The organism is Mesorhizobium sp. ESP-6-4, from assembly GCF_020164735.1.
Taxonomy (GTDB): domain Bacteria; phylum Pseudomonadota; class Alphaproteobacteria; order Rhizobiales; family Rhizobiaceae; genus Mesorhizobium.
Genome location: NZ_JAIUGS010000002.1, coordinates 504,897 through 518,206 on the forward strand (window position 1 = coordinate 504,897; position 13,310 = coordinate 518,206).

Sequence of the window (13,310 nt, forward strand, 5' to 3'; positions counted from 1 at the left end):
TCAAGATGGCAACCGCGTGGAGCAACTGGTCCGGCTTCGTCACGGCTTCCCCGAAATTGATCGCGGCGCCGGCCGATGCCGGCGAGTTGGCCGAACTGGTGCGCTCGGCGCCCGGTCCGCTGCGCGTCGCTGGCGCTGGCCATTCCTTCACGCCGTTGGTGCAGTCCGACGGCACCATCGTCTCGCTGGAGAAGATGGAGGGGCTGGTCTCGCACGATGCCGCGAACAACCGGGCGCGGGTGAGGGCAGGCACGCGGCTCGGCGCCTTGATGCACATCCTGCAGGACATCGGCCAAGGCCTGCCCAACATGGGCGACATCGACCGCCAGGCGATCGGCGGCGCGCTGGGCACGGCAACGCATGGCTCCGGCCCGACGCTCGGCGCCTATCACACGCAATTGGAGGCGCTGCAACTCGTCGATGGGCAAGGCGAGCTGCGCGAGTTCAGCCGGGCAGACGACCTGGACATGATCCACGCCACGGGCGTCGCGCTGGGCGCCTTCGGCGTGCTGACCGAAGTGGCGATGAACAACATCGCCACCTACCGGCTGCGCCGCCGCAAATGGGTGCTGCCGATCGGCGACATGCTCAAAAACTTCGAGATGATGATGGCCGCGCATCGCTCGGCCGAGTTCTACTACATTCCATTTGCCGGGTATGCCCAGTTCATCGCCAGCGATCTCAGCGACGCGGCGCCGACTATGCGGCCGACCGAGGACGACGAGGAAGGGCTGGCGACTTTACGCAAGCTTCGGACCGCGTTGCACTGGCTGCCGTGGTTGCGCCGCGCGTTGATCAGAGGGGCGGTGAGGAAGGTGCCGGCGGAAGACTATGTGCAGGACTGGCTCAACGTCTACGCCAGCGAGCGTCGCACCAAATTCAACGAGATGGAGTATCACCTGCCTTACGAGGAAGGTCCCAAGGCGTTGGCCGAGATCATTGCGCTTGCGGAAAAGCATTTCCCGGAAGTCTATTTCCCGATCGAGGTGCGCTCGGTGGCGGCCGACGAATTCTGGCTTTCGCCATTCTACAAGAGGCTGACCTGCTCGATCGCAATCCACCACGATGCGGCGGACGACCCGTTGCCTTTCATGCGCGCCGCCGAGCCGATCTTCCGCAAGTGTGGCGGCAGGCCGCATTGGGGCAAGATGCACAGCCTGAAGGCGGCGGACTTCAAGAAGCTTTATCCGCGCTGGGACGATGCGATGGCGGTGCGGCGCGACATCGATCCGCAAAACCGTTTCGTCTCGCCCTACATGGCCGGCCTGTTCGGCATCCAACAATGAGCGCCTATTTCGCCGCTCTGGCCGATGCATTGATGGCCGCCGAGATTTTCCGGCCCTGCCTTGTCCTCGATCGCGACCGGCTGGACGGCAACGTCGCGCTGGTGAAGCAAAGGCTGGCGCCGGGCCTTGACGTGCGGCTGGTCGACAAGTCGCTGCCTTGCGTGCCGTTGCTTTCGCATATCGCCAAGGCGCTTGGCACCAACCGCTTTATGACCTTCCATCCGCCGGTGACGCAGGCCGTGGTTGACGCGTTTCCCGAGGGCGATCTTCTCTACGGCAAGCCGATGCCGGTGGGTGCCGCCAAGGCCGCGCTGACCAGGGGTGGCGCCGGCTGTTGGTCGCGCGTCTGCTGGCTGATCGACACGCCGGAACGGCTGGCGGAATATGGCGCGCTCGCTGCCGCGCTCAACACAGAATTGCGCTTCGCTTTCGAGGTGGATGTCGGCCTGCATCGCGGCGGTTTTCGTGATCCCGCCGAGATTAACGCGCTCACGATTCCAAAAGGTCTGCTCTGCGACGGCATCATGGCCTATGAGGCGCATGCGCCGGAGATACCGGGCCTGTTCGGGGGCGCGGCCAAGGCGCTGAAGCAGGCCTCTGCAAAAGCCGCCGATTTTGCCGCCGTCCTCGATCCGGACCAGCGCCGCATCCTCAACATCGGCGGCTCCAAGACCGCGCTGCTGCATGGCGGCGGCGTCGCCAACGAAGTGTCGATCGGCTCGGCCTTCGTGCTGCCAAAGGATTTCGACACGCCTGGCTTGGAGGGCTTCCAGCCGGCGGCCTTTATCGCCACGCCGATCCTCAAGGCGCTCGATCCGATGCTGCCCGGCCCGCCGGCGGTTTCCAGGGCGCTGCAGGGGCTTGGCCTCTTCCCGCGCAAGGGCTGCTATCTCTATGGCGGCAAATGGATGGCCGAGACGGTGTTTCCCGAAGGCATGAAACCGAACGGATTGATGGGCCTGTCGTCCAACCAGCAATTCATGGGCCTGCCGGCGGGCGCAGATGTGAAGCCCGGCGACTATGCCTTCCTGCGGCCGACGCAGAGCGAGGCGGTGCTGCAGCATTTTGGGGCGATCGCTGTGTTCTCGGCCGGGAGTATTGTGGAGTTTTGGCCAGTGCTGCCAATGGGGTAGGGCCGCTGCGGTCGCGATTGGCATTGGCCTCCGCAACTGCGCGTCGCTTCGCTCCTTGCTCCGCCTTGGAATGACGAAATTGTGTAGTGTCCCCTCGCCATATTAATTGACTCAGTCAACTAAACGGTTGATCCTGTCCAGGACAGGAGGATTTCCCATGACCATTCACAATCACCCAGGCAAGGATCGTATCGATGCGGTGCGCGCCTTCAACCGCTTCTATACCCGCCAACTCGGCCTGCTCGACGAGAGCCTGCTGAAAAGTCCTTTCTCGCTGACCGAGGCGCGGGTGCTTTACGAGCTCGCCCATCGCGATGGGCTGGTCGCAAGCGACCTGGTGCGCGACCTCGGCCTCGACCCCGGATATGTCAGCCGGCTGTTGAAGAAATTCGAGGAGCGCGGCCTGGTCGGACGCGAAGCTAGTGAAACTGACGCGCGCCGCGCCTCGATCGCGCTGACGCCGGCCGGCAGGGAAGCCTTTGCGCCTCTCAACCAGGATTCGCATGACCAGGTGCGCGCGCTGCTCGATCGCCTGGGGCCGGCCGAACAGGAGCGGCTGGTCAAGGCCATGCGCACCGTCCAAGACTTGCTCGGCGACAGACCTGAAGCCAAGGTTCCCTATATTCTGCGGCCGCTGCAGGTCGGCGACATCGGCTGGATCACGCACCGTCAAGGCCTCATCTACGCGCAGGACTATGGCTGGGACGAAACTTACGAGGCGTTGGTCGCAGAGATCCTCGGTGAGTTCGTCAAGAACTTCGTCCCGCAATGGGAGCGCAGCTGGATCGCCGAGCGCGAAGGCGAGGTGGTCGGCTCGGTCTTCGTCATGCGCAAGTCACCCAAGGTCGCGAAGCTCAGGCTGCTCTACGTTGAACCGTCGGCGCGCGGCCTCGGCATCGGTCGGCGGCTGGTCGACGAATGCATCGCCTTCGCGCGCGCCAAGGGCTACAGGACACTGACGCTCTGGACCAACGACATACTGGGCTCGGCCCGCCGCATCTATCAGGCTGCCGGCTTCAAGCTGGTCGAGGAAGAACGCCATCATTCCTTTGGCAAGGATCTTGTCGGGCAAACGTGGAATCTCGAGCTTTAGCGCTTTTCCTTCTCCCCTTGTGGAAGAAGGTGTCGCCGAAGGCGCGGGGTGCTCCAGGGAATGCCAACGTCTCACTCCGCTGGAACACCCCTCATCCGTCTCGGCGCTGCGCGCCGATCCACCTTCTCCCACAGGGGGAGAAGGGAAGACTATCACCCCTTGACCGGCACCCAGATCTCCAGCCCGCCATTGCCGGTGCGCGCGTCGAATTCGGGCCCGTAGCGCTCGAACTCGGGCGCATCGGCGATCTCGTGGCCGGAGGCCGGCAGCCAGCTGTTCCAGATGGTGTTGACGGTGCGGCGGATGGTCGAGATGTGCTCGCGATGCGAGAACACCGCATATTTCTGCGCCGGCACCCGCACGCGTTGGAAATCTTTCGGCAGGTCGGAGAAGTCCGTCACCTCGACGCCGACGACATAGTCGAAATTGCCGGCATCGTCGCCATTCGTGCACACGCCATAGAAGACGCCGTGCACTTCGCCCGGAATGTTGCCGATATAAGGGGTGAAGCGCTGCCACTGCATCGGGATGCCGGCGCTGGTCTCGCAGCTGTAGCGCTCGCCAAGCCCGGCGACGAGGAAGGGGCGGCTGGTCTCGAAGCGCGGCGGCTCGAGTGTGGTGAGAAGCGAACTGTCCATCAGAATGGGCTCCACGAGGTCGAGGTTTTCGGTCGAGCCTTGCGCGCGCACCAGCTCCGGCGTGGTGCCGAATTGCTCGCGAAAAGCCCGCGTGAACGCCTCATGCGAGCCGTAGCCGGTATCGAGCGCGACCGAGAGAATGTCGCGCGCGCCGCCGGCCAGCTTGCGCGCCGCTTCGCTGAGCCGCCGCGCTCGCATATAACCCATCACCGATCGTCCCGTGGCCGCGCCGAAGGCGCGCGTCACATGGAAGCGCGACACGCCGCTGCTTGCCGCTATCTCGTCGAGGCTGATGGCGTCGGGCAAGTGGCTTTCGACAAACCATAGCGCCTTCTCGGTCGGGTTCATGGCTCCTCGCATTTGGCGGGACGATACTAGCCCTACGCCACCGGCCAGTTTGATCGAAATTGCGCTCTGGGCAATAATGGTGATGTGCGACCCGGGTCGAGCGGGAAGGGCTGACATTGTGCACGATAGGCGGGAAGGGGTGTTCCCGATGACGACGGCGACGGCCGATCAGGTGTTCCGGTTTGGCGGGTTCACGCTCGACCTTGCCATGGGTACGCTGCGCGGCGTCGACGAGCCGCTGTTCCTGCGCCCGAAAGCCTATGCGCTGCTGTCGCATCTTGCCCGCAACATGGGCCGCGTCGTGCCGAAATCGGAACTGATGGATGTCGTCTGGCCGGGCGTCTACGTCACCGAGGATTCGCTGACGCAATCGGTACGCGAAATTCGCAAGGTGCTGGGCGAGGATATGGTGCGCACCATCTCCAAGCGCGGCTACATGCTTGCCGCCGAGGCCGAAGCCGCGCCCGAGATCAGTTCGCAGCCGATCGTGGCCGTCGTGCGCTTTCGTAACGATAGCGGCGATCCGGCCGACGAGGCGATGGTCGACGGCTTTGCCGAGGACCTGATCAACGGCGTAGCGCGGTTTGGCACGGTCACGGTCCTGGCGCGCAATTCGAGCTTCTCTTTCACCTCCTTCGGCCGCGCCGAGTGGCCGCAGATCCGCGCCCGCATCGGCGCCGACTATCTGGTCGAGGGGTCGCTGCGTCGGCAGGGCGAGCATGTCGTGGTGGCCGTCAGCCTTGTCGACATCGCCAGCGCCAGACAGCTCTGGGGCGACCGCTACCAGTCCCAAGGCGCCGGGCTGTTTGCCATCGAACGCGAGATCGTCGAGCAGATCGTCAGCCGCCTGGTGACGCGGGTCACCAATGCCGGGCTGGAGCGGGCTTCACGCAAGCCGGTGACCAGCCTCGCCGCCTACGAGCTTCTGCTGCGCGGTTTTGCGCTGCTGCGCGATCCGGCCCAGACCGACCAGCGCGGCGCCGAGGCCTTGTTCGAGGCGGCGATCGCCAAGGATCCGAATTATGGCCTTGCCTACTCCTATCTCGCTTTAGCGCGCTCGCTGGACGGGGAGTTCGGGCGCGCCAACGATGCCGTGCTGGAGAACGCGCGCGACCTTGCCGACATAGGCCTGGCCTTGTCGCCCGATCAGCCGACCGGGCATCGCGTGCAGTCGCTGATCCGCCTCTACATGCGCGATCACGAGGCGGCCGAGCATCACATGCGCATCGCGCTTGAGCTCAACCCCTTTGACTCCGACAGCATCGAGCAGATGGGAATGCTGCTCACCATGCGCGGCCGGCCGCTGGAAGCGCTGACCTGGCTGGCCCGCGGCATTCGCATCGATCCCTTGCATCCGCACTGGTACCAGTTCGACCGCGCGCTGGCGCTTTATATGATGGGGGAGTACCGGCAAGCGGCAGAGGCGCTGGAATTGGCAACGCGCCCGGCGCCCTGGATCCGCACGCGGCTGGCGGCCTGCTATGCCCAGATGGGAGATATGGAGAAGGCGCGTCGGCAGATCGCCCTCGTCGACGAGGGCGCTCCGTTCTCGCCGCTCGACTATGCATTGCGCGGCGTTCCGTTCGAAAGCCAGGCGGATGCTGAGCATCTCGCCGAAGGCGTTAGGCTTGCCCTCGGCTAAATGCATGTCGCTCAGACGTGCAGCGGTTCCGAGACAACGTGCACCAGAACAAAGACCTAAAGCGCGTCGCGTGACTCCGTTTCAGCGCAACGCGCCTTAAGTCGTGCTCGGGACCAATCAATCGGTCACGACCACGATGTAGCGGCCCTGATAGGCGCGGTAGTAGGTGCCGCCGCAGCGCCAGACGTCAAAACCGTTGACCTTGGTGCGGACGCAGCCGGCGGGGAGCGTCGCGACCCAGGCTGTCGTATGCCGCAGCACGCGCCAGGTGGTGGTGCGGCGGGCAACGCCCGCTGCGCTGCGCGGCGTCCAGGGCGCGCCAATTCGTGCCTCGGCAGTACTGACCAGCGACAGGGCCGGAACGGCGCTGCCGACGATCTCGACGGCGGTGATCGCGAGGGCGAGCAACGCTGCCGCCGAACGGCATTTCCTGAGGGATTTCATAGGCATGTTGGTTTCTCCAGATGTTGGTGAGGTCTAGTGGGAGGATGCAGCGGCAAGCCGGGTCGAACCCGTCAGCACCGCCAGGTGAGCAACCACGAACAGCCAGTGCGCCGCGGTTGTGACGCCGCCGACGACGAGCACGTCGGCGGCGATGAAGAACTGCCAGAACAGGAGGTTTGCCGTTCCGAGCAGCACATGCACGGCAGCCATCACGGCATGCCAGATGCGGGAGTAGGCGATACGCCAGAGCGTCACGCCGATGATCAAGGCGAGCCCATGCGCTTCGATAAAGCCGATGCCGGTGCCGGGCGCGTTGTTGAGCAGCACGGCCTCGGCGCCGCGGCCGAAGAAGGAGCCGGCGATGTCGGTGGCGAGCCCGCCGACCGATGCGAGGATTAGGAAGCCGGCGTTGAAGCGAACCAGAAGATTGCCAAAGAAGGGTGTCATGATCGTTCCTTTCCGTGTTGGATGAAGGGTCGCCACGGCGGCATGCGCCGTGGCTGTTGGAGGAAGCGCCGGTCAGGCCGCCAGCGGTTGGGGCTCGGCGGCGGCCGTGGTCCGCTCGGCCGCGGGAGCGCTCTCGACCGGCGCCTTGATGCCGAACCAGGTGACGTAGAGCGTCGGCAGAAAGACCAGCGTCAGCACGGTCGCGACCAAAAGGCCGCCCATCACGGCATAGGCCATCGGCCCCCAGAACACGGTTGGCGCGATCGGGATCATGCCGAGAATGGCGGCCGCCGCCGTGAGCAAGATCGGCCGCAAGCGATGCGTGGTGGCGCTGATCACCGCCGCCCAGGGTTCCTCGCCGGCGGCGATATGCTGGTCGATCTGCGCGATCAGAATGACCGAGTTGCGGATCACCATGCCGATCAGCGACATTACGCCGAGGATCGCGACGAAGCCCATCGGTGCTCCCGACAGAAGCAGTGCGCCGGCCACGCCGATGATCGCCAGCGGAGCGGTGAGCAGCACCAGCACCAGGCGCTGGAAGCTCATCAACTGGATCATCAGCACGGTGGCCATGATGAACAGCATCAGCGGGAAGACCACGAAGATGCTGGCCTGCGCCTTGGCGCTGTCCTCGATCACGCCGCCCTGCTCGACGCTGTAGCGCGCCGGCAACTGCGCCTCGAAGGTGGCAATGGGGCTCGCTAGCCGCTTCGACACGGTGGTGGCGTTCTCGCCAGGTGCGACGTCGGCCTGGACGGTCACGGTCGGCAGGCGGCCGCGGCGCCAGATCAGCGGCGGCTCGGTCTGGTAGCTGAGCTTCGCGACCTGTTCGAGCGGCACCCGCCGTCCGCCCGAAGCGCCGATCGTCAGACCGCGCAGCGTGTCGATGCTGGCGCGTTCGCTGTCCACGGCACGTGCGACAATGTCGACGAGATAGGTGTCGTCGCGCATCTGCGTGATCTTGGAGCCGGACAGCACTGCGTTGATCGTCTCCGACAGCTGCTGCGAGGAGATGCCCAGCGCGCGCGCCCGGTCCTGGTCGACATCGACCTTGATCACCTTGGCCGGCTCGTTCCAGTCGTAGTTGATGTTGCGCACGGCGGCATCGCTGCCCAGCACCTGCGCGAACTGCTGCGCGAGGCTGCGCGTCTTGTCCGGGTCCGGACCGCTGACGCGGAACTTCAGCGGCCAGCCGACCGGCGGGCCGAGTTCCAGCGGCGTGACGCGGGCCATAACGTCGTCGAAGCCGGTCGACAGCTTTTTCTCCAGCCGGTCGATGACCGCCTGGCGTACGGCGTGGCCCTTGGTGACGACCACGGCCTGGGCGAAGAAGTCGTTGGCGAGCTGCGCGTCAAGCGGCAGGTAGAAGCGCACCGCGCCCTGGCCGACATAGAAGCTCCAGTGGTCGATATCTGGATCGGCGGCGAGCAGCTTCTCGACGCGCTCGACCACGGCATCCGTCGACTTGATCGAAGCAGTGCGCGGCAAGGTGAGGTCGAGCATGACCTCGGGCCGGTCGGACTTCGGGAAGAACTCCTGGCCGACGAAGCCCATCGCCACGACGGAGAGCGCGAACAGTCCGGCCGTCGCCGACAGCACCAGCCACTTCGCCCGCATCGCCATTTCGAGCAGCGCCTGGAAACCGCGGGCGATGCGCGAGGGATGATGGCTGCCACCATGACCCTTTATGCGATCGGGCAGCAGGAAGACTCCGGTCAGCGGCGTGAACAGCACCGCAACCACCCAAGATACAACGAGCGCGATCGCCACGACAGCGAACAGCGAGAAGCAGTATTCGCCGGCGCCGCTCTTGGCGAAGCCGACCGGCACGAAGCCGGCGATCGTCACCAGCGTGCCGGTGAGCATCGGGAAGGCGGTCGAGGTGTAGGCATAGGTGGCGGCCGAGATCTTGTCGTAGCCTTCCTCCATACGCGCGATCATCATCTCGACCGCGATCATCGCATCGTCGACCAGCAGGCCGAGCGCGATGATCAGCGCGCCGAGCGAGATGCGCTGCAGCGAGATGCCGAAATACTCCATGGTGACGAAGGTGATCGCCAGAACCAGCGGGATGGCGACCGCCACGACGACGCCGGGACGCCAGCCGAGCGCCAGCAGCGAGACGGCGAGCACGATGGCGATCGCCTCGCCGAGGCTCTTGGTGAACTCGCCGACGGATTCTTCCACCACATGCGACTGGTCGGCGACCAGGCCGAGTTCGGCGCCGAGCGGCAGCTCGCCCTCCATTTCATGCATCTTCTCCTTGACCGTCTCGCCCAGCGCCAGCGCGTCGCCGCCCGAAGTCATCGAGATGGCGATGCCGACCGCCGGCTTGCCGTTGAAGCGGAACATCGGCTGCGGCGGGTCGGAATAGGCGTGCTTGACCTCGGCGACGTCGCCCAGCCGGAAGTAATGGCCGTTGGCATAGAAGTTGATCGCCTTGAGGCTTTCCTCGGAGGTGAAGCTGCCAGAGACGCGGATGGCGATGCGCTCGGGGCCGGCATCGACCGTGCCGCTCGGGGTCAGCGCGTTCTGCGCCTGCAGCGCCTGCGACAGCGTGCCGACATCGAGGCCGAGCGCCGCCACCTTCTGCGTCGAGAATTCGAGATAGATCTTCTCGTCCTGCTGGCCGATGAGGTCGACCTTGGCGACATCTTTCACCGTCAGCAGCCCGGCCCGCAGGCTGGTGGCGAGATCCTTCAACTCGCGATGGCTGAGGCTGTCGGAGGTGAGCGCATAGATCAGCGAATACGTGTCGCCGAACTCGTCGTTAAAGAACGGGCCCTGCACGCCTGACGGCAGCGTCGGCTTGATGTCGTCGAGCTTCTTGCGCACCTGGTACCAGAGCGGCTGCACCTGGTCGGCGGCCACCGTGTCCTTGAGATTAACGAAGACGACGGATTCGCCGGGTTTCGTGTAGCTCTTGACGTAGTCGAGGTCCGGCAGTTCCTCGAGCTTCTTCTCGATGCGGTCGGTGATCTGCTCCACTGTGTCGCTGGTGCTGGCGCCCGGCCACATCGTCTTCACCACCATGGTTTTGATGGTGAAGGGCGGGTCCTCCTCGCGGCCGAGGCCGCCATAGGCGTAGAGGCCGGCAAGTGCGGCCGCGATCATCAGATAGACGATGAAGCTGCGGTGGCGCAGCGCCCATTCGGAAAGATTGAAGCTGGTCATGATGCGGTTCCTTTTCAGGGGGCGCGCAAGCGCGCTCCGCCGGCGCTTGCCGGCTGGCCAAAACAAATGACGGTTTGGGTTCAGTCAGCGCCCGCCGCTCGGCGGGCACCGTCGCAATTCAGGCCAGGCTGTGCATGGTGCCCGGCACACGGTAGGGCGCGCGTTCGGCGGTCCTCGGTCGGATGGCGAGGCCGGCGAGATAGCGCTGGAAAACGGCGGCTTCCTGAACCGGCGAGGCGAGCGCGACATGGCCGTCCGGCCTCACCAGATAGGCTGCGTCGCGCTGTAGCCCGGCTTTCCCGGCTGCGTCGGTCCAAGCGAAGGCATGCACTGCAATTCCTGTCGGTGCGAGCATCGCCCGGAAATCGCAATTGACCTCGCCATAAACATGGATCTGCCAGTCGAGCGACCGCAGCGGCTCGAAATTGTCGCCGCCCGCGCCCATGATGTTGCAAGCGACATAGGGCAGGCGATCGCCGCCGCTGACCTTGCCCGCCACCCCCGAGCTGATCGGCCCGGCGCGATACTGGATCGCCGCCTGCGAGATCACGCCGAAGAAGGCGCGCGAGCCGATCGAGGTGTGCAGGGCGATGTTCAGGATCTTCGGCATCAGGTAGCGCCGGAACAGGCCGACGAGCCGCGAGCGGCTGGTAATGAAACGGAAAGCGGTGTCGGTGCTCTCGATCAGCTTGTGCGCGAAGGCAATGCGTTCCGGTTCGTAACTGTTGAGCAGGCGCGCATCGGCCCGGCCCTGTACGACCGCCGCGAGCTTCCAGGCGAGATTCACCGCATCGCCCATGCCGGTGTTCATGCCCTGGCCGCCGGCCGGGCTGTGGATGTGGCCGGCATCGCCGGCGAGGAAGACGCGGCCGACGCGGAAGCGCTCGGCGACCCGGTGATGGACGCGGTAGGTCGAGAACCAGTTGACCTCGTCGACCTTGACGCCGGTGTCGCGCTCGACATCGGCGCGGATCGCCTCGAAGCTGATCGTCTCGTCGGCTTCATGCGCCTTCGGCACGATGCCAATCAGCCGGACCGAACCGGACTGCCGCACCGGCATGACGATTGCGAAGCCGTAGGTGCTGATCGTCGTGTCCATGCCGTTGCGGGTGATATCGCCACTACCTTTCACGTCTGCGACGTAGAAGGACTGCTCGTAGGTGCCACCGGGGAAGCCGATGTTCAGCCCGTGGCGCACCGCGCTGCGGGCGCCGTCGCAGCCTGCGAGATAGGCGGTGCTGACGGTCTCGATCCGGCCATTCCTGCTCAGCGTGGCGATGACCGCCTCGCCCTTGTCCTGGAAAGCGACGAGCTCCGTATTGCGCTCGATCTCGACGCCGGCGCGCTCCAGATGCGTGATCAGCACGCGCTCGTGGATGTCCTGCGGCAGCGCGAAGGCGAAGGAGTAAGGGCTGATGCCGCGGCCGAAATCCGACAGCGGCAGCCTGGCGGCGACGCCGGCCGGCGTGTGCACGGTAAGCCGCTCGAGCTTCACGCCTGCCGCCAGCACGTCGTCGACGATGCCGATCTGGCGGTGGAACTCCAGCGTGCGCGCCTGGACGGCCAGCGCCCGCGAGGTTTCGCCGGGAGCGGCGGCCTTGTCGAAGATGCGCACCGGCACGCCGAGCCTGGTCAGCCACAGCGCGAGCGTCAACCCTGTCGGGCCGGCACCGGCGATGAGGACCTTTGCCTTGGACATGGTCATTTTCCTTCTCCCTCGATGATACGAACTTTTTCGTGCTCCCGCAGCCGGTTCACGCCGGCGGTGACGACCATATCGCCCTTGGCGAGCCCGTTGCTGACCACCACGCGGCCGGTCTCGTAGCGGGCGACCGTAACGGGCTTGAGTTCGACAGCGGACGAAGAGGTGACAACCCAGACTGCCGGCTTGCCGTCCTTGTCGAAGAGCGCGCTGCCCGGCAGCACCATGACCGGCGCGCCACCACCCATCTCGGCGCGGCCGGCGACGCTTGCGCCGAAACGCATCTCGCCGGGTGCATTGTCGATCGAGACCTTCACCTGGAAGGTGCGGGTCGTGGCATCGGCCATCGGCGCGATCTCGCGGATGGTGCCGACGGCCGTGATCGCCGGATTGCTGAGTAGAGAAACGGTCACCTGCGGCGGCCGCTTGGTGTCGGGAGCGTTGGCGAAGGCGGCTTCCGCGATCGAGAACACGGCGTCGCGGCTGTCCGGATCGGCGACGCGCACCACCATCTGTCCGACATTGACTGACTGGCCGGCTTCGGCGCCGGCGGCGGTGACGATGCCGTCGAATTCCGCATGCAGCTCGGTATAGCCGAGCTGGTCCTTGGCCATATCGGAGGCAATGGTCGCCGATTTGAGCTTGGCTTGCGCCGAGCGCAGGTTCTTCAGCGTCGCGTCATAATTGGCCCGCGTCGTAAAACCCTTGGCGAGCAGCGCGCCGATGCGCGCCTCGGCGGCATTTGCCTCGACAAGTACGGCCTGCGCCGCCGCGACATCGGCCTCGGCGCTGGCGAGCCGGTTGCGATAGTCCTGATCGTCGATGCGGGCGAGCACGTCGCCCTTCTTCACCGTCGCGCCGATCTCGGCGATGCGTTCGATGAGCTTGCCGGATAAACGAAAGCCGAGATCGCTTTCGAGCCTCGGACGGATCTCGCCGACGGCGGTGCGGGTGTCCGCGCCGAGCATCGGGGCGACCGCTATCGCCTTGACGAGCTTCGTCTCAGGCGTCGCGGGTTTGGCGTTCGAGGCCTCGCTTCTTGCGCCGTGCCAGGCCATTGCGGCGCCGCCGGCAAGAACGGCGATCGATCCGGCGACAAGGCGGCGCCTCAGCGGCCTATTGTGGAAGAGTGCGGCAATCATGTTGTCTCCATGCCCAGGGTTGCGACCGCGCTGGGAGGATGCGGCCCGGGAAATATGTTGGCTGGAGAGGGGATCGGGCGTTCGCGGGCCTGTCTTTCACCAGCCCTATCTTCTTGCGGTTTCCGGCCTGGGAAATCCCGAACGGTTTCTGAAAATTTTCCGATGTTTGTCCGAGAGACAGGCTTGACGTCGGCGCTCCAAATGTATGGCGCCCTTCGATCGACATCATCACGAACTCGCTCGGCGCCTTCTTCGTCG

The 13,310-nt window shown here is 65.3% G+C and carries 10 protein-coding genes; 4 read left to right on the forward strand and 6 right to left on the reverse strand.

The features are described 5' to 3' along the window. The first annotated feature begins 5 nt into the window (after positions 1–5). The 3 genes from LB523_RS06295 to LB523_RS06305 all read left to right on the forward strand — a co-directional run bounded on the left by LB523_RS06295 (position 6) and on the right by LB523_RS06305 (position 3,512). The gene (locus LB523_RS06295) at positions 6–1,286 is read left to right on the forward strand and encodes a D-arabinono-1,4-lactone oxidase (protein ID WP_224601539.1); all 1,281 of its coding nucleotides are present in this window, start codon (positions 6–8) and stop codon (positions 1,284–1,286) included. Then, entirely contained in the window at positions 1,283–2,419 is a 1,137-nt protein-coding gene (locus LB523_RS06300) for an alanine racemase (protein ID WP_224601541.1), read from the forward strand. Before LB523_RS06295 ends, LB523_RS06300 begins: the two co-directional genes overlap by 4 nt. Before the next feature lie 157 nt (positions 2,420–2,576). Then, positions 2,577–3,512, forward strand: a complete 936-nt coding sequence (locus LB523_RS06305; protein ID WP_224601544.1) for a helix-turn-helix domain-containing GNAT family N-acetyltransferase — start codon at positions 2,577–2,579, stop codon at positions 3,510–3,512. Between the two features lie 152 nt (positions 3,513–3,664). On the opposite strand, the gene LB523_RS06310 is transcribed toward LB523_RS06305, so the two are convergent. Further along, positions 3,665–4,498: an AraC family transcriptional regulator gene (locus LB523_RS06310; protein WP_224601545.1), complete on the reverse strand. Its 834-nt coding sequence runs from the start codon at positions 4,496–4,498 to the stop codon at positions 3,665–3,667. A 148-nt stretch (positions 4,499–4,646) separates the two neighbouring features. On the opposite strand from LB523_RS06310, the gene LB523_RS06315 reads away from it, so the two are divergent. After that, the gene (locus tag LB523_RS06315) at positions 4,647–6,140 is read left to right on the forward strand and encodes a winged helix-turn-helix domain-containing tetratricopeptide repeat protein (RefSeq protein WP_224601547.1); all 1,494 of its coding nucleotides are present in this window, start codon (positions 4,647–4,649) and stop codon (positions 6,138–6,140) included. A 117-nt stretch (positions 6,141–6,257) separates the two neighbouring features. On the opposite strand, the gene LB523_RS06320 is transcribed toward LB523_RS06315, so the two are convergent. From LB523_RS06320 to LB523_RS06340, 5 genes are all read right to left on the reverse strand, one after another. Then, a complete protein-coding gene (locus LB523_RS06320; protein WP_224601548.1) occupies positions 6,258–6,590 on the reverse strand; it encodes a hypothetical protein in 333 nt (110 codons plus the stop codon). Positions 6,591–6,617: 27 nt separating this feature from the next. After that, positions 6,618–7,031 (reverse strand): hypothetical protein, encoded by a 414-nt coding sequence (locus tag LB523_RS06325; protein ID WP_224601550.1) that lies wholly within the window; start codon positions 7,029–7,031, stop codon positions 6,618–6,620. 72 nt (positions 7,032–7,103) lie between these two features. Continuing rightward, entirely contained in the window at positions 7,104–10,208 is a 3,105-nt protein-coding gene (locus tag LB523_RS06330) for an efflux RND transporter permease subunit (RefSeq protein ID WP_263493000.1), read from the reverse strand. A gap of 118 nt (positions 10,209–10,326) precedes the next feature. After that, on the reverse strand, positions 10,327–11,913 hold the full coding sequence (locus LB523_RS06335) for an FAD-dependent monooxygenase (protein WP_224601552.1): 1,587 nt from the start codon (positions 11,911–11,913) through the stop codon (positions 10,327–10,329). Beyond that, entirely contained in the window at positions 11,910–13,052 is a 1,143-nt protein-coding gene (locus LB523_RS06340) for an efflux RND transporter periplasmic adaptor subunit (protein WP_224601554.1), read from the reverse strand. The genes LB523_RS06335 and LB523_RS06340 overlap by 4 nt, the downstream gene beginning before the upstream one ends. Between the last annotated feature and the right edge of the window lie 258 nt (positions 13,053–13,310).